Source organism: Brachybacterium sp. ACRRE (assembly GCF_022346485.1).
Classification (GTDB): domain Bacteria; phylum Actinomycetota; class Actinomycetes; order Actinomycetales; family Dermabacteraceae; genus Brachybacterium; species Brachybacterium halotolerans.
Genome location: NZ_JAKRMO010000058.1, coordinates 1 through 19,058, shown reverse-complemented (window position 1 = coordinate 19,058; position 19,058 = coordinate 1). Strand labels below are relative to the sequence as shown.

The window sequence follows — 19,058 nt, the reverse complement described above, 5'->3', positions numbered from 1 at the left end:
CTCCAGTGTTAGCTATGCTGACACTGGCAGTGTTCCACCAGGAGGACGAGAGGGCAATGCACAGCGAGACGCAGCAGACACCCGCAACGGCCGGCGACGCGCTCCCGCTGCTCGCTCTCCTGCAGCACGGTCTGCGCGTGCTGACCGACGAGTTCGTGCAGCGTATGGAGGCCGCCGGCGTCGACCCCATCACCCCTGCGCACGCGATCGTGCTCATGCATCTGGGGCAGGAGTCCCCGCTGACCGTCGCCGAGCTCGCGCGGCGGGCCGACGTCACCCGCCAGACCATGCACCGCGCGGTCATGCAGCTGGTCGACGAGGGGATCCTGACCAGCGCTCCGGGCACGGGCTTCCCTCGCAGCACGCTGATCGGGCTGACGGCGGCGGGTGAGCAGCGCCGCGATCTCGCGCGCGGCATCCTCGATGAGCTCGATCGCGAGCTCGCGGAGGAGGTCGGCCAGGGCGCCGTCGAGGAGTTGCGCGGAGCGCTCGGGCGGGCGTGGGGGCGGTGACCTCCACACCGTCGATGGGGAGCATCGAGATGCAGGGGACATCGAGAGGGGGCCGAGCCTGCGGTTCTACACCCTGTCGACTGCCCGCACGTTCCCGGCCAGATCCCCGAACGCGACCACGTCGCCGACGGCAGCTCCTGGCGCGAGCACGGACGCGTCGCCCAGGCGCGTGAGCTGCTCGATCTCACCGCTGTCCAGGTGGACCGCGGTGACCAGTCCCGAATGGCTCGCGGCATAGGCGACCCCGCCCTCGAGCACGAAGCCCTCGTCGAGGATCCGCTCGGCGGTGGCGTACCGCGCCTTCTCCTCGCCCGTCGCCGGGTCCACCCGCACGAGCTCGCCACCCTCGTTCGCGAGCAGCAGGTCTCCGTCCTCGGTGACCGCCTCGCGGGCGTATTGGAAGGACCCTTCCACCCGCCAGCGCACGCTGCCGTCCTCGGGGGAGAGGCACTGGGCGTCGGTGATGCCGGAGACGATCACCCCGCCGTCCTCGAGGACCTGGACCGCGTCGTTCCACGGGCCGTAGATGAACCGCTGGTAGCTGCCCGCCTTGTCCGTGATCGAGGTGGCCCACAGCTCCTCGCCCGTATCGGCGTCCAGGGCGTGCACGCAGCCATCGCCGGCGCCCACGAAGACGCGCTCGCCGTCGCACGCCGGGGCGCCCATCGAGGGTGCCGGCAGCTCCGACGCCCAGAGCTTCCTGCCGAAGTCCGCGTCGATCGCGTGCAGGGTGGAGCCAGCGCAGATCAGCACCGCTTCGGCCGCGCCGTGCCGGCCGTTTCCTGACGGCTCGTTCTCGCCCGCCTTCCGGCCCTTGCGTGTCTCCCTGCCCTTCCGTCCGATCCTCCCGATGCCGGGGTCAGCGGCGCACGGTCCCTGCGTCGAGTACGTCCACTCCTTCGACCCGTCGGGCCCGAGCCGCAGGATGCGGCCGGTGAGGTCGGGGACGATCAGCCCAGCGCCTCCGTCGACGACCGCCAGATCGTGCCTGACCTCGTGCGCGGGCCGCCGTGACCACACGGTCCGTCCGGACGAGTCGAGCGCGAGCAGCTTCCCCGAGCTGCTGGCGACGACGAGGACGTCCTCACCGCGGTGGCGCATCACGGCGGAACCGGATTGAATGGTGCCGCCGAGCTCGCGCTCCCAGGCAGTGCCCCGTCGTCCGTGGCGGAAGGGCACGGTGAGCAGGCGATCTCCGGTGCCGTCGTCGGGACGAACGCGCACGTGGACCCGCTCGCGTCCGGCGGAGAGATCTGCGGCATCGAGAGATCCGGTGAATCGCCCGCCTCTGCCCGCGGACAGAGAGGTCCAGGCCAGCTCGTCGTTCCTCCCCGCGTAGACCGAGGTGTCATAGAAGGTCGCCTCGACCGCGCCGTCGAAGGAGCCGGGGAGCTTCACGTCGACGCGCACGGATGAGCCCGCGCCCCCGGCATCGACGCTCCGCGGCTGCACGGGGTCCTTCCCATGGGAGGGGCGCAGATCATAGGTGGTCACGCGTGTGCGCTCCTGCGTTGCAGGGTCGGAGGGGTCGGGGATCGTCACCCGCGTGACGTCGAGGCTGTCGATCGTCCCGGTCAGCTCGTAGTACGCGGCGTCGATCTTCACCGCGGCGGCCTCGAGCTGGTCGCGGCGGTTCACGCGCGTGAGCAGCTCGCGGTGCGTGTGCCCGGTCAGGTGGAGTGGGATCGGATGCTTCGCGACGACGTCCTCGAAGGCCTGCTGGTTCGCCACGTAGTAGTAGCCCACACCCATCGGGAAGTGGGTGACGAGGATGCGTGGCATCTTCGCGGATCCGTGCAGCGCGTCCTCGAGATCATCCAGGGACTGCTGCGGCCACCAGGCCACCTCCTGCTGGTGGGTGGTGGTGTCGGCGAGGATCAGGCGAAGGCCGCTCACGTCCTTGATGCGCACGTCAGCGCCGATCCTTGCATGGCGTCGGTGGCCGCCCGTGGCGTCCCAGCGGGCCTCGTGGTTGCCGGGGACCGCGACGATCCGGTCCCGAAGGTCGTCAGGAATCGCCTCGTCGAAGGCGTCGAACTCCGCTGCGGTGCCGTGCTCGGTCACGTCGCCCCCGTGGATGACGAGCTCGGGGTCGAACTCCTCGACGGACTGCATGACGGCTCGCAGCCGCGCCATGGACTCGGTGTTCTCCGGATCGGCGTGGGAGTCGGCGAGGAAGACGAGCTTGATCTTCGTGTTCCGCGAAGGCTTCGCGGGAGCTGATGAGCCCGGGGCGGCGGCGGTGCCGATGGGCGCGGCGTGCGCGGCACCGGCACCGGCGCCGACGGAGGCGAGGGCGGGGACGGAGGCGAGCGCGGAGCGGCGGGTGATGCCCGCGCGGGTGTCGTGGTGGGTCGAGGGGAGGGATGTCCGGCTGTTCATGGCATGTCCTTCACGGTTGCAGGATCAACGGGTGGACGGGGAGACGGAGACAGCCCGACGGGGCCGGGGACGGGTGGGAGGACAACGGACGGGTCAGGCAGGACGGTGCTGGGTAGGGTGCGGCGTCTCGCCGATCTCGTCCTGCAAGTCGGCGAGGCGGCGCTTGAGATGTTCGCGCACCTCGGCGTAGCCCGGATCGTGCGCGACGTTGTGCAGCTCGTGCGGATCGGTGCGCAGGTCGTAGAGCTCCCACTCGGGCACGAAGCGTCGGTCCGAGGAACCGGGGTGACCCTGGCCGTCGCCGTAGAAGTAGATGAGTTTGAAGCTCTCCGTGCGGATCCCGCAGTGGGCGAGCACGTGGGACTCGCGGTCGTCGTTCTCGTAGTAGCGGTAGTAGACGGCGTCCTGCGTCGGCGCCGACGAGCCGTACAGCTGGGGAAGGAAGCTCAGCCCCTGCATGTCCTCGTGCGGGTCCGCGCCGGCTGCCTCCAGGAGCGTGCGGGCGAAGTCCACGTTGGTCACGAGCTGCGTCATCGGGGGCCCTGGGACGATGCGGCGGGGCCAACTGACCAGCAGCGGCATGCGCATCGATTCCTCGTAGATGAACCGCTTGTCGAACCACCCGTGGTCGCCGAGGAAGAACCCCTGGTCGGAGCTGTACATGAGCAACGTGTCCTCGAGGTCACCGCGCGTCTCGAGCCATCTCTGCATTCGGCCCACGCTGTCGTCGATCCCGGCCACGCAGTCCAGGTAGTCCTCCATGAACCGCTGGTACTTCCACCGGGCGAGCTGATCGACGTCGAGATCCTGCGGGGGCTCGACCTTGAGGTCGTCGAGGGTGAGATGGTCGGCGACGCGCATGGCCGCCATGTGCGCGGCCGAGGAGCGGGTCGAGTAGTCGTCGCCGAAGGTCGCGGGCAGCGGCAAGGACAGTGCGTGCCGGCCCGCGTGGGCCTCATCGGGCTGCCAGTTGCGGTGGGGCGCCTTGTGGTAGACGAGCAGGCACCACGGTTCATCTCCCTCGAGGGAATCGACCCAGGACATGGCACGATCGGTGAGCACGTCGGTCACATACCCCTCGACCTTCTCGACGCCGTCGGGGGAGAGCAGCTGAGGGTCGTGGTATTCCCCCTGGCCGCGCAGCACCTCCCAGTGGTCGAAGCCTTCGGGGTCATGCCCCTCGCCCTCGCCCAGGTGCCATTTGCCGACGATCCCCGTGCGATAGCCAGCGGCCTGCAGCTGCTTCGCGAAGCTCGGCAGGGAGTTGTCGAACGACGAGTGCAGTGTCGTGACGCCGTTGCGGTGGGAGTGCATGCCGGTGAGGATCGACGCCCGGCTCGGCGTGCACACGGCGTTCGTGCAGAAGCAGGCGTCGACGCGGCGTCCTCTCTCCGCGATCGCGTCGATGTGAGGGGTGGACGTGACGACGGAGCCGTAGGCGCTGATCGCGTGGCTCGCATGATCGTCGGAGAGGATGAGCAGGATGTTCGGCCGAGGGGTCGTCATGGGCCCTCCTTCGGTGGGCTGCCGGGTCGGTGTGCCGCTGAATCGATGTGCGGCGAAGCGGCGAGTGTTCACGCCGGTGCGCGAGCATCGGCCACCAGTCGCGGGATCTGCGACGCGGCGAGATCGAGCAGGCTTTTGATCGCCTCGGCGGTGTCTCCTCTGGGCGTCGTGGGATACGGCGCGCGGGCCCCGCGCCAGTCCTCTTCGAGCGCCCGGATCAGAGACCGCAGCGGTTCCGGGTCCGCAGCGCCGACGGCGCTCCCCGCCGTGGCGGCGAGCCAGTCGGCCCACACGAGCCAGCGGGCGAGGTGGAGGTCCGTGAGGGAGCCGGACCAGTGCCGTGCGGAGTAGTCATGCAGGCCGCTGGACTGCTCGCCCCAGACACTGATGAGGGAGCGGGCGTCGCGCTCGAGATCCTCCGCCGCCCTTTCGTCGTGCCCGGCCCAGGCGCGCGCGTCGGCGATCCAGCGACCGACGAGCATCTCGGGTCGCGTCGCCGTGAGGCGATCGACCCCGCGGATCAGGGCCTCGAGGGTCCGTGCCTCACTCCGCACGGTCGCGGCGTCTCCGGCATCGGCGGCCGAAACCATGGCGCGCAGCGGGGCGCGCGCGGACTGCGCCGCGACGTGGATGGCGATCTCCGCGGCATCGTGTGCGAGGGCATCGCCGGCGAGCGGCTGCGCGTGCGCCCTCGAGCCCGATCGCGTGCTCGTGGCGTCGCCCATTCCCGGGGCAGTTTCCGCGCTCGCTGCTCCCAGGTGACGCGCCAGGCACTGCGCGGCATCCCTGAGGCGCGGGAGGGCGCGCAGCATCTCCTCGTCGTTCTCCGCGTCGAGATTCGCCGAGGGAGGGCCGTCCGGGTCGGGGAGGGCTTCCCCGGCGAGACGCTGGGACGCGAAGGGCAGCGCACGCGACCAAGGGCGTGCGATCAGCGGGGACGGTGTGGCGCGGGTCCTGCCGCGTCCATATAGGGCTCCGGCGATGGTCTCCGAGGCCTCGAGGACGTCCGGGGAGGCGGTCCCGTAGCGGCGTGCCGAGTACTCCATGCGCCAGCGCCGCAGAGTCGGCATCGGCGACCACAGGGCACGCAGGGCGAGTTCGTAGACGACCGGGTTCTCGTCGACCGCCTCTGCCGTGATGCCGAAGCCCTCGAGTTGCCCGCGGGTGCCGTCGGCTGCGGCGCATCGGAGGCCTTCGAGGTCCTCGTTGAGGGAGGCGAGGTCTCCGAACAGTGCGAAGCGGCCGCCGAAATCATGGGCGAGGCACCACAGCCAGCGCCTGCCGTACATGGCCTCTGTGCTTCTCCACATGGGGGCGTGCTCGGCCCAGAGATCCAGAAGGATCAGCCGTTCCTCGGGGATGCGTGACAGCAGGCTTCGTACGCGGTGGTCCGTCCAGAAGTCCGCCTGGTAGTGGAACGGCCAGCCCTGAAGGACCCATACGGCGTGTTCATCCGCTGTGCGCATCGCCGCGAAGATCGCGCCCGCGTGGGCGGCGAGGTCTTCAGGGGACGAGCTCGGCGGCAGCGATTCGATGTACGGGTCGACGGCGTAGTGGTGGTCGCTTCCCAGCAGCTCGCGCTGATGGCGATGCAGGGACTCGGCGGCACGGGCGAACAGGGCGTCTCCCGGTGCGGCGAGGAAGCTGCGCCAGCCCTGCCAGTGGATGCTCAGGCGCTCGCCGACGAGGACCTCGGGCAGCTGGCCGCCGAAGCCCGGCAGCACGACCGTCATCCCCAGCTCCCGCTCCCGCTCGGCGATCCGCCGCCCCAAGCGGGCGCGCGCCTCGAGCATCTCCTCGGTGAGAGGCCCTCCCAGATCGTGGGTGACGCCCATCGTGGTCCACGGGAGGAAGACGGTGCCGCCCACGTACCGCGCGGCGTCGGCCCTTCTCATGCCGAGGTCACGCAGCATCGCGACCAGCACGGCCTCGTGCCCCACGAGATTCAAGGGCATCGTCACCCCGTGCATGGCCATCCAGTCGATGTGCCGTTCCCAGCGCTCCCAGTCCCAGAACGCCGTGGAGTAGCCGAAGGCGACCGGGTTGAGGTGATAGCGAGTGTGCAGGTGCGTGGAGAAGCGCTGCGGCGGCAGATCCGGAAGCGCTCCCTCGGCGGCGATCAGGTCCGGACCGTCCCAGGAGAGGTCCGCGTCGAAGAGCAGCTCCAGGGCCCTGGCGAGGCCGACGCCCGCCGCCGACACCGTGGTCGCCTCGATATGCAGCACGTCGTTCGCCGCACTGATGGTCACGTGCTCCTCGCCTCGGGCCCCAACGCCTGGTGCGGCTGCGCCGTCTTCCGTGACGGCATCGTCGCTCTCACCCAGGGTCCCTCCGTCGCCGCCGGGAGCGGCAGAGATGCGCAGCCGCGGGGCGAGGCCCGGGGCACGTCGCAGGGCGAGGGCTCGGATGCCTCTGAAGACGTCGGTCTCAGGGCTCACGACTGAGCCTTCCTCGGAACGGAGCGAGCACCCGCTCGTTCGTCGCGTCGCCGTCGGCCCGGTTCATGCTCCGCAGCACCGGCGGCGCCGCACCGTCCGCGATGAGCTGCTCCATGGCGCCGATCGCGAGGGCGTGCAGCAGCATAGTGGCGACGATCGTCGAGGTCGGGCCGGTCTCCGTGCCGTCCGGGAGCGTGAGCGCTACGTCGCCCTCGGGGGCGCCCGTGTCCAGCACCAGGTCGGCGACGTCCAGCAGGCGCAGGCCATCGGGGTGTCGGGATGCGCTGGCGAGAGAGTGCCGTCGACTCGTGATCGCCACGACGCACAGACCGCGATCGCGGGCCCGTTGGGCGAGTTCGACGGGGACGGGGTTGATCCCGGAGTGGGAGAGGACGACGAGGACCTCTCCCCGCCGCAGATCCTGCAGATCGACGATCGCCGTGCCGTAGCCGGGCAGGCGCTCGACTCGGGAGACGCGCGTGGGCTCCCACGGCGCGAGCGAGGGGTCGTGGAGCAGGTGCACGGGAGCGAGACCGCCTGCGCGGAAGGTCGCGTCGATCGCCGGGAGCATCGAATGCCCGGATCCGAAAACGTGCAGGACCCCGCCGCTGCGGAGCGATTCGGCGGTGCGTCGCGATGCCGTGGCGAGGATCTGGTCCTGGCTCGACGTCTCTGCGAGCAGGTCGATCACGGCGCGGCGATAGGCCTCGATGGCGTTCATAGGACCTCGTGGTGCATGGAGGGGGTGTGGGCGGCGGCGGTGGGGCGTGCATCGGGCGCGGCGTCGATGAGCTGCGACGACGAGGGCGGAGCGTACTGGCGCAGCGCAAGCAGGAGACCTCCGCGAAGCGCATCCTTGGGGTGCTCGACCCACCGTGCACCGGGTGCTGCCGCACTCAGCTGCTCCTCCACTGCGCCGGTGAAGAGTGCACTCTCGAAGAGACCTCCCGACCGCGCGAGTCGAAGGGACTCGAACTGGGAATCCCCCAGACGCGAGCCGGCGGCGAGGATCATCGCGACCAGCTCGCCCGCGATGGTGCCGACCGCATCGAGAGCGCTCCCGTCGCCCGCCTGTGCGGCATCCAGTACGTGGCGAGCGAGCGCCGCGACCCGCCGGACCGGGGCTGGGGACGAGTACAGCTCGCGGATCGTCCGCTCGGGGTCCTCGCCGGCGATCACGGTGGCCAGTGCCGTCTCAGGACCGGTGCCGTCGACGGCGGCGAATGCCGCCTGCAGCCCGGCGCGCCCGAGTGCGAAGCCGCTGCCGCGATCCCCGGCCAGATGTCCCCAGCCGTCGATCCGCACCGTCGGCCGATCCTCGTGTGCGCCGAGCACGAGCGACCCGGTGCCGGCCGAGACGAGAATTCCGGGGCCCGCGTCGAACGCTCCTCGGTGCGCTGCGACGACATCGTTCTCGAGGATGACCGCGCAGCCCACATGCGCGGTGAGCGCGGCTCGGAGCTCCTGCTCCACGCGTCCGAACTCCCGAATGCCCGTCGCGGCGAGCACGAGCACGTCGTGGGGTCCGTGGCCGAGTGCACGCAGGGCCTCGTCGACGCGCGCGATGACGGTTTCCTGCGCCCCGGCAGTGCCCAGTGGTGGAATGCCCTGTTCGACCCGGCACCGCACGAGCTCGGCCGGCCCGTCGAACACGGCCGCGCGCAGCGACGAGCGGCCGACGTCGAGCACAGCGACCCGCGTTGGAACGACATCTCGCGCATGAGCGGCTCCGGTCATGCGGCGGATGCTATGCCGCACGCGGGGCAGCATCCACAGTTACTGGACCACTGGACCATGAACGCGTGGTGTCCGCGCAGACTCCGACCGTGATGAGCAGACCAGCGGGGCGTCGATCCTTGCGGTGAGCAGACCGGTGGTCCAGGATCCTGGGCATCCCGAGACTCACATCTCGGAACGGACCGGGGACGAGGAGGTGCCCGTTGCGACCACCACGGATTGCGCGTGAGGTCCGCGATGCCATCGAGGCGCGATACGTCGCGGGCAGCGAGCCGTCGTCCGTCCTGCCCTCGGAGCGTCGGCTGGCGGCGGAGTTCGGCGTCGCCCGCGCCACGATCCGCGCGGCTCTCGCGATGCTTCGTGAGCAGCAGCAGATCCGCTCCGTCGGTGGAGGACCACCCGTCGTCGTCGACCCGCGGCTCACGAAGGCCCCGCAGCTGACATCGTTCACGCAGGATGCGCGTGCCCGCGGATGGCGCCCGTCGAGCCGCGTGCTCGACGCGGCGGAGGAGCAGGCGGATGTCACCGTCGCCCGTGACCTGGGGATCCCTCCCGCGAGCGGCGTCGTGCGCGTACGCAGGCTCCGGCTTGCGGACCACAGCCCGATGGCCGTCGAGGAGGTCTGGCTGCCGCAGGCGATCTTCCCCGGACTGCTCGGGCACGACCTCACCGGGTCGCTCTACGAACTCTTCGAGACCGAGTACTACGCGGGGATCCTGCGGCACGACCGCCGCATCTCCGCGATCTCCCTCGACGACCAGCTGGCGGCGCTGCTCGAGGTGGAGGCGGGGTCCGCGGCACTGTTCGCGACCCAGCTCGGCTTCGATCGGCGCGGCCGACGCGTCGAGCTCGGCAGGTCCATCTATCGCGGCGACCGGTACGACTTCACGACGGTCACCTTCGCCGCGCGCAGAAGAGACGCGTCCGTGCCACCTGCGGACAGGGCGTGGCGGCAGAGGCGCCTCGTTGCCGAGGGGGCCCGATGAGCCGCAGCAGAGCATCGCCCCACAGCGCGACCGCACAGGGGATCGGACCGCATTCATCCGGTCTCAGCGAGACGGTCGCACCGACCACAGGAAGAACGAGCGACATCGGAACGAAGGGGAGCGTCATGAGACGACGGACGGTGCTGGCTGGCATGGGAGTGGCGGGACTTCTCGCCACGGGCTGCGGCAATGGTGGTTCTAGCCCAGGGGCAGGGGGCGATGTCGACATCTCCGACACGGAGATGGAGGCGGAGATCGAGTTCGCCATCTGGGAGTCCGACTTCGACTGGAAGTCCGTGATCGAGGGATTCAACGAGAAGTACCCGAAGGTCACAGTGCAGATGACCAGCACGCCGTTCAAGGACTTCTTCACGCGTCTGCAGACGCAGGCTTCGGGCGGGAATCTGCCGGACGCATTCATGATGAACGGCCCGAACTTCCAGCTGTACGCGGGCCACGACAAGCTCGTCTCCCTGGAGAAGGTCATCGAGGACGGGGAGCTCGACTTCGCGAACTACCCCGAGGCGATGGGGAAGCTGTATACCTTCGAGGACAGCCATTACGCGGTGCCCACCTCGTACGACTCCATCGGCCTGTGGTTCAACAAGAAGCACTTCGAGAAGGCAGGGGTCGATCTTCCCACGGACGAGTGGGCATGGGACGACCTTCACGAGGCCTCCAAGACGATCAGCGAGAAGCTCAAAGGAGACGGCGTCTACGGCTTCGCGGGCGGCGCCTACAACCAGGAGCTGTTCTACAACCTGATCTTCCAGGCCGGCGGCAAGGTGCTCAACGAGGACGCCACCAAGGCGGAGTACGAGAGCGAGGGCAGTCGCGAGGCGCTGCAGTTCCTGCGCGACATGGTCGAGGACGGCTCCTCGCCGTCGATCCAGACCACTGCCGACACCTCGCCCGATGAGCTGTTCAAGAGCGGCAAGGCAGCCATGGTCTACGGCGGCAGCTTCCGGGTGGCCGGCTACGCCGACTCCGCCGTGGCCGACGACATCCAGGTGGTGCGCCTGCCCCAGGGCAAGCAGCGCGGCGTGGTCCTGCACGGAGGGGCCGTGGTCGCCCATGCGGACGGTGACGAGGTCGATGCCGCCACTGCCTTCGCCGTCTACACCGGCACGAAGGAGGCCCAGGAGATCATCGGAAAGGCGGGTGCTTCGATCCCGGCGTTCAGCGGCACCGAGAAGGGGTACATCGACGCCCATCCGGAATACGACCTGAAGGTCTTCCCGGAGTCCGCGGAGGAGTACGGGTTCGAGTACCCCGTCTCGGCGAACACGCAGGCATGGCTCGAGGTGGAGACCGACATGGTTCCGAAGATCCTCGCGGGGGACCTTGGTGTGGACGAGGGCACCAAGCAGCTGGACGAGAAGATCGATGCCCTGCTCGCGGAGGGGGCCGACCAGTGACACAACTGGCCGCGTCGCGTTCTCCGTCGGGGGATCGTCCCGGCGCGCGGGGCGGGGTGGGGCCGCCCACGGGAGGCGACGGGCACGGGACGGATGACCGGACGTCGGAGTCCGACGGCCGACGGGCCGGCGGCGGAGGCCGACGGGGTCTGGCGAACCCCGACGGCCTGTGGCCGTGGCTGTTCGTGCTGCCGACTCTCGTCGGTCTCGCGATCTTCTACTTCTGGCCGGTGATCCAGACCGCCTACTACTCGTTCACGAAGTGGGGCGTGTTCGGCGGCTCCGAGTTCGTGGGGCTCGAGAACTGGGTGGACCTGCTGAGCTCCGGCACGATTCCGCGTGCGCTCGTGAACACGCTGCTGTACACGGCGTTGCTGCTGATCGGCATCCCGCTCTCGATCTACATCGCGAGCCTGCTGAATCGTCCGGGCCTTCGGTTCGCGGCGTTCTACCGGGTGCTCTTCTTCGCCCCGTTCGTCTCGATGCCGGCTGCGATCGCACTGGTCTGGGGCATGATCTTCAACAGTCAGTACGGGATCCTCAACCAGTTCCTGGGGATTTTCGGGATCGGGGCGATCCACTGGACCTCGACCGAATGGGTCGCGCTCATCGCGATCGGCGTCGTGGGCATCTGGTCATCGCTGGGGTTCAACATCATCATCCTGGGCGCTGGTCTGCGCGGGATCCCGTCCGACCTCTACGAGGCGGCGAGGCTGGACGGCGCGTCGAACTGGAGACAGCTGATCTCGGTGACGGTGCCGCTGCTCAGCCCGAGCATCTTCTTCCTCTCGGTGCTCAGCGTCATCCACGGCATGGAGCTGTTCGACCTGATCTTCATCATGATCGGCGAGTCGAACCCCATCAAGGGCGACACCCAGTCGATGGTCTCGGTGTTCTATCGCGAGGCGTTCATCGGCAACGACAAAGGAACCGGTGCGGCGATCGCGATCCTGCTGATGCTCATCATCGGAGTGCTCACGGCCATCCAGTTCCAGGTGCAGAGGCGGTGGGTGAGCTATGACTGAGACGACGGGTGCGGACGGGGTCGGTCGCGGGGTGGCCGGGCGCACAGGGGCGGTGCATGAGGGGCGCCGAACGCAGGGCCGGTCGAGCACACGGGCCCGGTCGCCGAGGGGCGGGCGCGGGGGCAGCAACGCCTGGGCGCATGTGGTTCTGTCCATCGGCGGTTTCATCATGGTGTTCCCGTTCCTGTGGCAGATCCTCATGTCGCTCTCGAGCACCGCGGAGGTCACGTCGGTGCCACCGACGCTGATTCCCAAGGAGCTGAAGTTCGACAACTACCTCGAGGTGTTCCGGCAGATTCCGTTCCTCGAGCAGTTCTGGGTGACGCTGCGGGTGACGGTGCTGACCGTGGTGGGGCAGGTGGTGCTGTGCAGCATGGCCGGTTATGCCTTCGCCCGCATGCGCTTCTTCGCGAGCTCGGTGATCTTCGCCGTGATGCTCTCGATCCTCATGATCCCGAACCAGGCGTACCTGATCCCGCAATACCAGATCGTCCAGAACCTGGGGTGGCTGGACACAGTGCAGGGCATCGTCGTGCCGACGATCTTCAGCGCCTTCGGCACCTTCCTGATGCGTCAGTTCTTCGTGAGTCTGCCGCGTGAGCTCGAGGAGGCCGCCCGGCTCGACGGAGCGAACTCGTTCCAGATCTTCTGGAGGGTGATGCTTCCGCTCGCTCGTCCCTCGATCAGCGCCCTCGCGATCGTCACCGTCCTCGCCGCATGGAACAACCTGCTGTGGCCGCTGGTCGTCACCAGTCGCGCAGAGCACCGGCCGCTCTCGGTCGGGATCGCCTCGCTGAATGGTCAGTACACGATCGACTATCCGGTGATGATGGCCGCTTCGCTGCTGGCGATGGCGCCGATCCTGATCCTCTTCATCCTCATGCAGCGCCGTGTGATCGAGGGGCTCGCGCATTCCGGGCTGAAGGGCTGAATGGCTCAGTGTCCGCTGACGGACTTGCTGGTGCGGACGGATGTTCACGCCGCCCCGGTCTCGATCAGCAGCACCCCGCCGATGATGAGCGCGACGCCCAGCCCCATCAGCCAGGTGAACGACTCCTTGAAGACGACGCGTCCCAGCAGCGCGGTGAGGGCGACGCCGGCGGCCGCCCAGATGCCGTAGGCGGCGCCGAGCGGGATGCCGTGGGAGAGGGCGAGCGAGAGCAGGGTGAAGGCGGAGACGTAGCCGAGCGCGACGCCCGCGTACCAGGGGCGTCGATCGACCGCCAGACGCAGTGACATCGTCCCGAAGACCTCGGAGACGATCGCGCCCACGAGCAGCATCCAGGCCATCAGCGCTCCCCATCCTGCGCGGTCGTGCCGATCGCCCCGTCGAGCTGACCGCCGGGGACGCCTGACTCGAGGCCGACGCCGGACTCTGGGCCGACGCCGGACGCGGGCTGAGCCGGCGAGCCCAGCTCTACGCACAGCACCCCCGCGATGACCAGGACGATGCCGATGATCATCGGCGCCGTGAGCGGCTCACCGAAGAGGACCAAGGACATGATCGCGGTCAACGCGACGCCGGACGCTCCCCAGACCCCGTAGGCGACCCCGAGCGGCATGCCCTCGCGCAGCACGAGCGCGAGCGCGATGAACGCCCCCAGGTATCCGACCAGGACCACGGCGTAGAGCGCGGGATGCTCGAGGGCTCCCTTGAGGGACAGCGATGCCGTGACCTCCGTGCCGATCGCGAGGAGCAGGAACATCCAGCCGCGCGAGGTCGCGCCCGAGGTGACGTCCGAGGCCGCATCCGAGGTCGCATCCGAGGTCGCGCCCGAGGTCGCGCTCTCCTCGGCCATCACTCGCGGGCCCCCTCGTCCACGAGCTCCATGGCCAGGGCGAACAGCTCCTCGCGCTCGTCGTCCCGCACCGTGGGGATGTCGAGCGAGGCGTTGAACCAGGCGCCGTCGGCCAGGAGTCGGGCGGCCCGCAGCGCCGCCCGGCGGCGCGGGCTCCCCTCGAGCTCGAAGCCGAACCACGGGTCGAGCCTGCGCGACCACTGCTCGCACAGCATGTTGCGCAGCTGCGCGTCGGCGATGAGCGCGAGGTCGCTGTGCGCGAACTCCCCACGCAGGGCGTGGGACACGTAGGCGCGGAGGCGGTCGGCAGGATCCTCGAGGTCGGCGTTCTCCTGCTCCAGGCGCTCCTGGAGGTCCGCCTCCCAGAGATCCACGATGCGATCGACGACGGCGACGAGGAGCTTCTGCTTGGTGCCCACGTGATGGACCACCCCCGGTTTGGTCAGCCCCGTCTCGCGGGCCACGGCGTCGAGGGTGAGCGGCTCGTGCTGGGCGAGCACGGCGATCGCGGCGTCCAGGACCTCGGATCTCGTCGGCATGCGAGCAGACTACCTACCATCCGTATGGTCGGTCCATGTCGCGGGCCCGTCGAACGTCGCCGAGCTCCTGGCGACTCCGCCGCCGGAGGGAACGTCTCGTGACCATGGCGGCATCAGGCGGACGCGCAGGAGACAGGCATCGCGCGAACTCTTGACCCTGTTCCGACCACACGGTCTCGGATGGCGGCACTCGACAAGGAGGACGCATGACTGCCACCGAGACCTACGCCGCCGAGGACCAGCGGGCGATGATGTCGACGATCACCGGGTTCTGGGTCAGCCAGCTCACCGCCACGCTGGCCCATCTGGAGATCGCCGAGCACCTGCACGACGGACCGAAGACCGCCGCCAGGATCGCCGAGCTCGCGGGGAGCGACCCCCGCGCCACCTTCCGGCTGCTCCGCGCCGCCGTGGATCCCGGGCTCGTCAGCCACGATCCCGAGACCGACTGCTTCGCCAGCACCTCGCTGCTGGACCGTCTGCGCGCCTCCGCGCCGGACTCCCTGCGGAACGTCGCGCTGGTCTGGAACGCACCGCTGCACTGGCAGGCCTGGGGCCGCTTCACCGAGTGCGTGCGCACCGGCGAGAACCAGGTGAGCTCCGCCGTCGGCCGATCGACCTTCGACTACCTCGCCGAGCACCCGGTGGAGGCGGACCAGTTCAGTCGCGCGATGGCCGAGCTGTCCACGCCGACCATCCGCGAGGCCGTGGTCGCCATCGAGGCGGGGCCGGGGACCACGATCGTCGACGTCGGCGGCGCCACCGGGGCGTTCGTCCTGGGCATGCTGGCCGAGCATCCGGGGACCGACGGCCTCATCCTGGATCTCCCGCACGTGACCGCCGCCGCGGAGCGGGAGATCGCGGCGCGCGGGATGCAGGAGCGATGCCGGGCAGTGCCCGGCGACTTCTTCGAGGCGGTCCCCGAGGCCGACCTGTTCCTGGTGAAGTTCGTCCTCCACGACTGGGGTGACGACGCCTGCATCCGGGTTCTCCAGCAGTGCCGGAGGGCCATGAGGCCCGGCGCGCGCGTGGTCGTGGTCGACATGGTCACGGGCACGCCCGACGATCCCGGCACGGCCGCGCTCATGGACCTCAACATGCTGGCGATCGCGCCGGGCGCGCGCGAGCACGATCTCGCCGACTTCGACCGCTTCTTCGCCGCCGCCGGCTTCGTCCGCACGGACACGACCGAGCTGTCGCCCCCGTACTGCGTGCTGGAGGCCGAAGCGGTGTGATGGCACCCGCGGGTCGGGCCCCACCCTCATGCGGGGCCTGCCCGGTGCCCTCTTCCGGGGCCTGTCAGGCGTGCGGCGGATCGTGACCCATTCGGGACCGTCCAGGTGACCCACGCACTACCCGCTGAGCAGGAGACTCGCCGACACTGAGCATGAGGGGACCACCCCGCATCGACGACGCTGCGGGAGCACCGATGCCGGTGCTGCGGCAACCTCTTCCTCTCCTCGGCTCTTCTCCTCGAAGGACTCTGATGGCTCCTCGTCTCGGCGCGGTCACCGACAAGCTCACCGGCACCAAGAAGGTGGGCGTCATCTCCGCGCTCTCCTGCTGCGGCTGCGGCGGCCTCGCATTCCTCCTGCTCATGACGCTCGGCGTCATCGGGGTGTTCGTCGCGCCGACGACGCCCACCACTCCGGGCGACGACCCCACGGTGGTCGCCCAGTCCGCCGACCGCGAGGCACAGGCATCGCAGGAGGCCGCGCCGTCGGCCTCCGAGTCGGCGATCCCGACCGAGACGCCGAGCGCGAGCGCGACGCCCGAGGCGTCCTCGGCCGCGACCACCTCGACCTCGCCGTCGACGTCCCCCAGCGCGTCGGCGACCCCCGACGCCTCCACGGCGCTCGGCATGCTGGAGACGCTCGAGGTGAAGGGGCGCGCTCCCAAGACCGGCTACGACCGGGACCTGTTCGGCTGGCGCGACGACGTCGACCACAACGGCTGCGACACCCGCAACGACGTGCTGCGCCGGGACCTGTCCGACGTGGTGCTCAAGCACGGCACCGACGGCTGCGTGGTGCTCTCCGGGACGCTCAGCCCCTCGCCCTACAGCGGCGACGACGTCCCCTTCGACCAGCAGGACGACAACTCCCTGGACATCGACCACCTGGTCGCGCTCTCCGACGCCTGGCAGACGGGCGCCTCGGGCTGGGACGAGGAGACGCGCCACGAGTTCGCCAACGATCCGCTGAACCTGGTGGCCGTCGAGAGCGGCCTGAACAGGAAGAAGGGCGACGGCGACGCCGCCACCTGGCTCCCGCCCCGGAAGGCGTACCGCTGCGAGTACGTCGCCCGGCAGATCGCCGTGAAGGCGGAGTACGACCTGTGGGTCAAGCCCGCGGAGAAGGACGCGATGCGCTCGGTGCTCGAGGGCTGCGAGGACACGCCGGCGTTCGCCGGGGCCGTCGCCACCCCCGACCGCTGGGAGGGCGACAACGCCCGGGAGGCACCGGCGCCGACGAAGAAGCCCGCGACGTCCTCGAAGAGCTCCGGCTCCTCGTCGAAGGGGGCGTCGAGCTCGAAGAAGCCCTCGTCCTCGAAGAAGTCGTCGTCGAAGAAGTCCTCGACGTCGTCGAAGTCCTCGTCGGGCTCGTCGAAGTCCTCGTCGGGCTCGTCGAAGACGTCCTCCAGCTCGTCGGGCTCGGGGAGCACGTATTACAAGAACTGCGACGCCGTGCGGGCCGCCGGCAAGGATCCGATCTATGCGGGCGAGCCCGGCTACTCGCGGAAGCTGGATCGCGACGGCGACGGCGTGGGCTGCGAATGAGGAAGGGCGCGGGACCACTCGGTGGTCCCGCGCCCTCGCCCTGCGTCGACGGACCCTGCGATGCGGGATCCTGTGCCGTGTTGGCGTTCGCGTCAGCGCACCTGGTCCACCAGGTGATCGCCGTGCATGTTCGTCGAGGTCTTCACGCCGATGGTCATCTGCGCGTCGGTCTCGGTGTTCGCGTACGTGACGTAGACGTGCCCCGCGGCGCCCTCGGCATCCAGGCGCTTCCAGTGCTTGGCGGCGGTGGCGTGGTCGACGAGGTCGGCGCGCGCGCTGCTGGTCGTGTCGCGCTGCAGGTCGATGTCGTCGCCGGCGCCGAACTCCCGGACCGTGCGGTCCGCGTAGGCGACGGGGCTGGTGGTGCTCTGCTCGCTCTGGGCGGTCTCCGAGCCCTGGGTGGAGTCGGCGGTGGTCGGCGCGGCGAGCGCGGCGGGGGCGCTGAGCGCTCCGGCGAGGCCGACGGTGGCGACGATGGCGAGCTTCCGAGTGCGGGTCATGCTGGATCAGGCCTTCCTTCGAGGTGGCGAGATGTCCCGGGGAGGGAAGAGTCAGCATGTCCGACCCCGTGCATCATGCACTGTCGTTGACCCACTCTTTGCCTACGTTTGACCCGTTGTCAAACGCCGGGCACGGCACGTGGACGCCCACGTGGACTCGTGGACGGATGCTCGCGCTGCGGCTAGAGCGCGCCGGCCGAGGTCGTCGACGCGCGGCGATGCACCCCGTACGAGATCCCCACGATCCCGAGCCCCAGCACGGCGAGCAGCATGCCCGTCCACGCTGGGGCGAGCAGGCCCCAGCCGGCGGCGAGCACCGCGGCCCCGAGCGCCGCGCCGAGCGAGTTGCCGATGTTCAGCGCCGAATGGTGCAGGGACGCGGCGAGCGAGGGGGCGTCAGGCGAGGCGTCGAGCAGGAACAGCTGCAGGGACGGGCCCATGAGCTGGGACGTCACCGCGATCACGAAGAGCATGATCATGCCCGCGACGGCCCAGTGCGCGACGAGCGCGAACACCGCGAAGCTCGCCGCCATGCCCACCAGGCCCAGGAGGATCGTGCCGTAGATGGAGCGGTCGGTGAGGCGCCCGGCGACGATGTTGCCCACGGTCATGCCGACGCCGAAGACGAACAGCGCCACGGGCACGGCGCGCTCGGGCAGCCCCAGCACGCCGGGCACGATCTCGCCGATGTAGCTGTAGACGGCGAACATGCCGCCGAAGCCGATCGCGCCGATGCCCAGGCCCAGCCACACCTGCGCGCGCCGCAGCGCCCGCAGCTCGCCGAGCATCGAGCCGGTCGTGCCGGATCCCTCGGGCTCGGGCACGAGGCGCCAGATCGCGAGCGTGCTCGCGATCGCCAGGACGACGACGATCCAGTAGGCGGCGCGCCAGCCGACGCTCTGGCCGAGCGCCGTCGAGGCGGGCACCCCGAGCATGGTCGCGATCGTCAGGCCCAGCATGACCTTGGAGACCGAGCGGGCGCGGCGGCCGGGAGGGGAGAGACGGGAGGCGACGAGCGCGGCGACGCCGAAGAAGGCGCCGTGGGGGAGTCCGGCGATGAAGCGCGCGATCGCGAGGATCGAGAACGTGGGCGCGATCGCCGAGATCAGGTTCCCCGCTCCGATCAGGGCGATGAGCAGCACGAGCAGTCGGGCGCGCGGCATCCTCGCGGCGGCGATCGTCACCACGGGCGCGCCGATCACCACGCCCAGCGCGTACAGCGTGATGAGCATGCCGGCCTGCGGGACGCTCACCTCGACCGAGCGCGCGATCTGCGGCAGCAGCCCCATCGAGGCGAACTCGGTGGTGCCGATCGCGAAGGCGCCGAGGGCCATCGCGAGGATGACCAGGCGCAGACGCTCGGGCGCGAGCGGGGCGGGCGACACGGCTCCGGTCGGCGGGTTCTGGGGCGACGGGGTCTGGCTCGACGGGGAGGGC

Annotated in this window: 17 protein-coding genes; 7 read left to right on the top strand and 10 right to left on the bottom strand. The window is 69.8% G+C overall.

The window, feature by feature from the left end:
• Positions 1–14: 14 nt before the first annotated feature.
• Positions 15–512 (top strand): MarR family winged helix-turn-helix transcriptional regulator, encoded by a 498-nt coding sequence (locus MHY49_RS15020; RefSeq protein ID WP_239205440.1) that lies wholly within the window; start codon positions 15–17, stop codon positions 510–512.
• A 66-nt stretch (positions 513–578) separates the two neighbouring features.
• On the opposite strand, the gene MHY49_RS15015 is transcribed toward MHY49_RS15020, so the two are convergent.
• From MHY49_RS15015 to MHY49_RS14995, 5 genes are all read right to left on the bottom strand, one after another.
• Positions 579–2,894 carry a PQQ-binding-like beta-propeller repeat protein gene (locus MHY49_RS15015; RefSeq protein WP_239205438.1) on the bottom strand — a complete coding sequence of 772 codons (2,316 nt, stop codon included), beginning with the start codon at positions 2,892–2,894 and terminating at the stop codon, positions 579–581.
• A gap of 93 nt (positions 2,895–2,987) precedes the next feature.
• Positions 2,988–4,400, bottom strand: coding sequence for a sulfatase (locus MHY49_RS15010; protein ID WP_239205436.1), 1,413 nt, complete (start codon positions 4,398–4,400; stop codon positions 2,988–2,990).
• A 68-nt stretch (positions 4,401–4,468) separates the two neighbouring features.
• Positions 4,469–6,649 carry an alpha-N-acetylglucosaminidase gene (locus MHY49_RS15005; RefSeq protein WP_239205434.1) on the bottom strand — a complete coding sequence of 727 codons (2,181 nt, stop codon included), beginning with the start codon at positions 6,647–6,649 and terminating at the stop codon, positions 4,469–4,471.
• A 178-nt stretch (positions 6,650–6,827) separates the two neighbouring features.
• A complete protein-coding gene (locus MHY49_RS15000) occupies positions 6,828–7,559 on the bottom strand; it encodes a sugar isomerase domain-containing protein (protein WP_239205432.1) in 732 nt (243 codons plus the stop codon).
• The gene (locus MHY49_RS14995; RefSeq protein WP_239205430.1) at positions 7,556–8,575 is read right to left on the bottom strand and encodes a BadF/BadG/BcrA/BcrD ATPase family protein; all 1,020 of its coding nucleotides are present in this window, start codon (positions 8,573–8,575) and stop codon (positions 7,556–7,558) included. The genes MHY49_RS15000 and MHY49_RS14995 overlap by 4 nt, the downstream gene beginning before the upstream one ends.
• Before the next feature lie 203 nt (positions 8,576–8,778).
• Between MHY49_RS14995 and MHY49_RS14990 the strand changes: the two genes are divergently transcribed.
• From MHY49_RS14990 to MHY49_RS14975, 4 genes are all read left to right on the top strand, one after another.
• On the top strand, positions 8,779–9,561 hold the full coding sequence (locus MHY49_RS14990; RefSeq protein ID WP_239205428.1) for a GntR family transcriptional regulator: 783 nt from the start codon (positions 8,779–8,781) through the stop codon (positions 9,559–9,561).
• Positions 9,562–9,686: 125 nt separating this feature from the next.
• Positions 9,687–10,979 (top strand): sugar ABC transporter substrate-binding protein, encoded by a 1,293-nt coding sequence (locus tag MHY49_RS14985; RefSeq protein ID WP_239205426.1) that lies wholly within the window; start codon positions 9,687–9,689, stop codon positions 10,977–10,979.
• A 56-nt stretch (positions 10,980–11,035) separates the two neighbouring features.
• Positions 11,036–12,004: a carbohydrate ABC transporter permease gene (locus MHY49_RS14980; RefSeq protein WP_239205424.1), complete on the top strand. Its 969-nt coding sequence runs from the start codon at positions 11,036–11,038 to the stop codon at positions 12,002–12,004.
• Positions 12,005–12,173: 169 nt separating this feature from the next.
• Positions 12,174–12,935, top strand: a complete 762-nt coding sequence (locus tag MHY49_RS14975; protein ID WP_239205422.1) for a carbohydrate ABC transporter permease — start codon at positions 12,174–12,176, stop codon at positions 12,933–12,935.
• Positions 12,936–12,979: 44 nt separating this feature from the next.
• Here MHY49_RS14975 and MHY49_RS14970 read toward each other — a convergent pair whose 3' ends face one another.
• From MHY49_RS14970 to MHY49_RS14960, 3 genes are read right to left on the bottom strand one after another with little or no spacing between them, the layout of a single operon-like run.
• Positions 12,980–13,294, bottom strand: a complete 315-nt coding sequence (locus MHY49_RS14970) for a multidrug efflux SMR transporter (protein WP_239205420.1) — start codon at positions 13,292–13,294, stop codon at positions 12,980–12,982.
• On the bottom strand, positions 13,294–13,803 hold the full coding sequence (locus tag MHY49_RS14965; protein ID WP_370646175.1) for a multidrug efflux SMR transporter: 510 nt from the start codon (positions 13,801–13,803) through the stop codon (positions 13,294–13,296). Before MHY49_RS14965 ends, MHY49_RS14970 begins: the two co-directional genes overlap by 1 nt.
• Positions 13,803–14,342, bottom strand: coding sequence for a TetR/AcrR family transcriptional regulator (locus tag MHY49_RS14960; RefSeq protein ID WP_239205418.1), 540 nt, complete (start codon positions 14,340–14,342; stop codon positions 13,803–13,805). The genes MHY49_RS14965 and MHY49_RS14960 overlap by 1 nt, the downstream gene beginning before the upstream one ends.
• 206 nt (positions 14,343–14,548) lie before the next feature.
• Between MHY49_RS14960 and MHY49_RS14955 the strand changes: the two genes are divergently transcribed.
• Together MHY49_RS14955 and MHY49_RS14950 are read left to right on the top strand one after the other, a co-directional pair.
• Positions 14,549–15,577, top strand: a complete 1,029-nt coding sequence (locus MHY49_RS14955) for an acetylserotonin O-methyltransferase (RefSeq protein ID WP_239205416.1) — start codon at positions 14,549–14,551, stop codon at positions 15,575–15,577.
• A gap of 251 nt (positions 15,578–15,828) precedes the next feature.
• Positions 15,829–17,121 (top strand): DUF1524 domain-containing protein, encoded by a 1,293-nt coding sequence (locus tag MHY49_RS14950; protein ID WP_239205414.1) that lies wholly within the window; start codon positions 15,829–15,831, stop codon positions 17,119–17,121.
• 92 nt (positions 17,122–17,213) lie between these two features.
• Here MHY49_RS14950 and MHY49_RS14945 read toward each other — a convergent pair whose 3' ends face one another.
• Positions 17,214–17,621, bottom strand: coding sequence for a hypothetical protein (locus tag MHY49_RS14945; protein WP_239205412.1), 408 nt, complete (start codon positions 17,619–17,621; stop codon positions 17,214–17,216).
• A 182-nt stretch (positions 17,622–17,803) separates the two neighbouring features.
• Positions 17,804–19,058, bottom strand: a 1,255-nt coding sequence (locus tag MHY49_RS14940; RefSeq protein ID WP_370646173.1) for an MFS transporter, incomplete at its 5' end; no start/stop codon positions are given.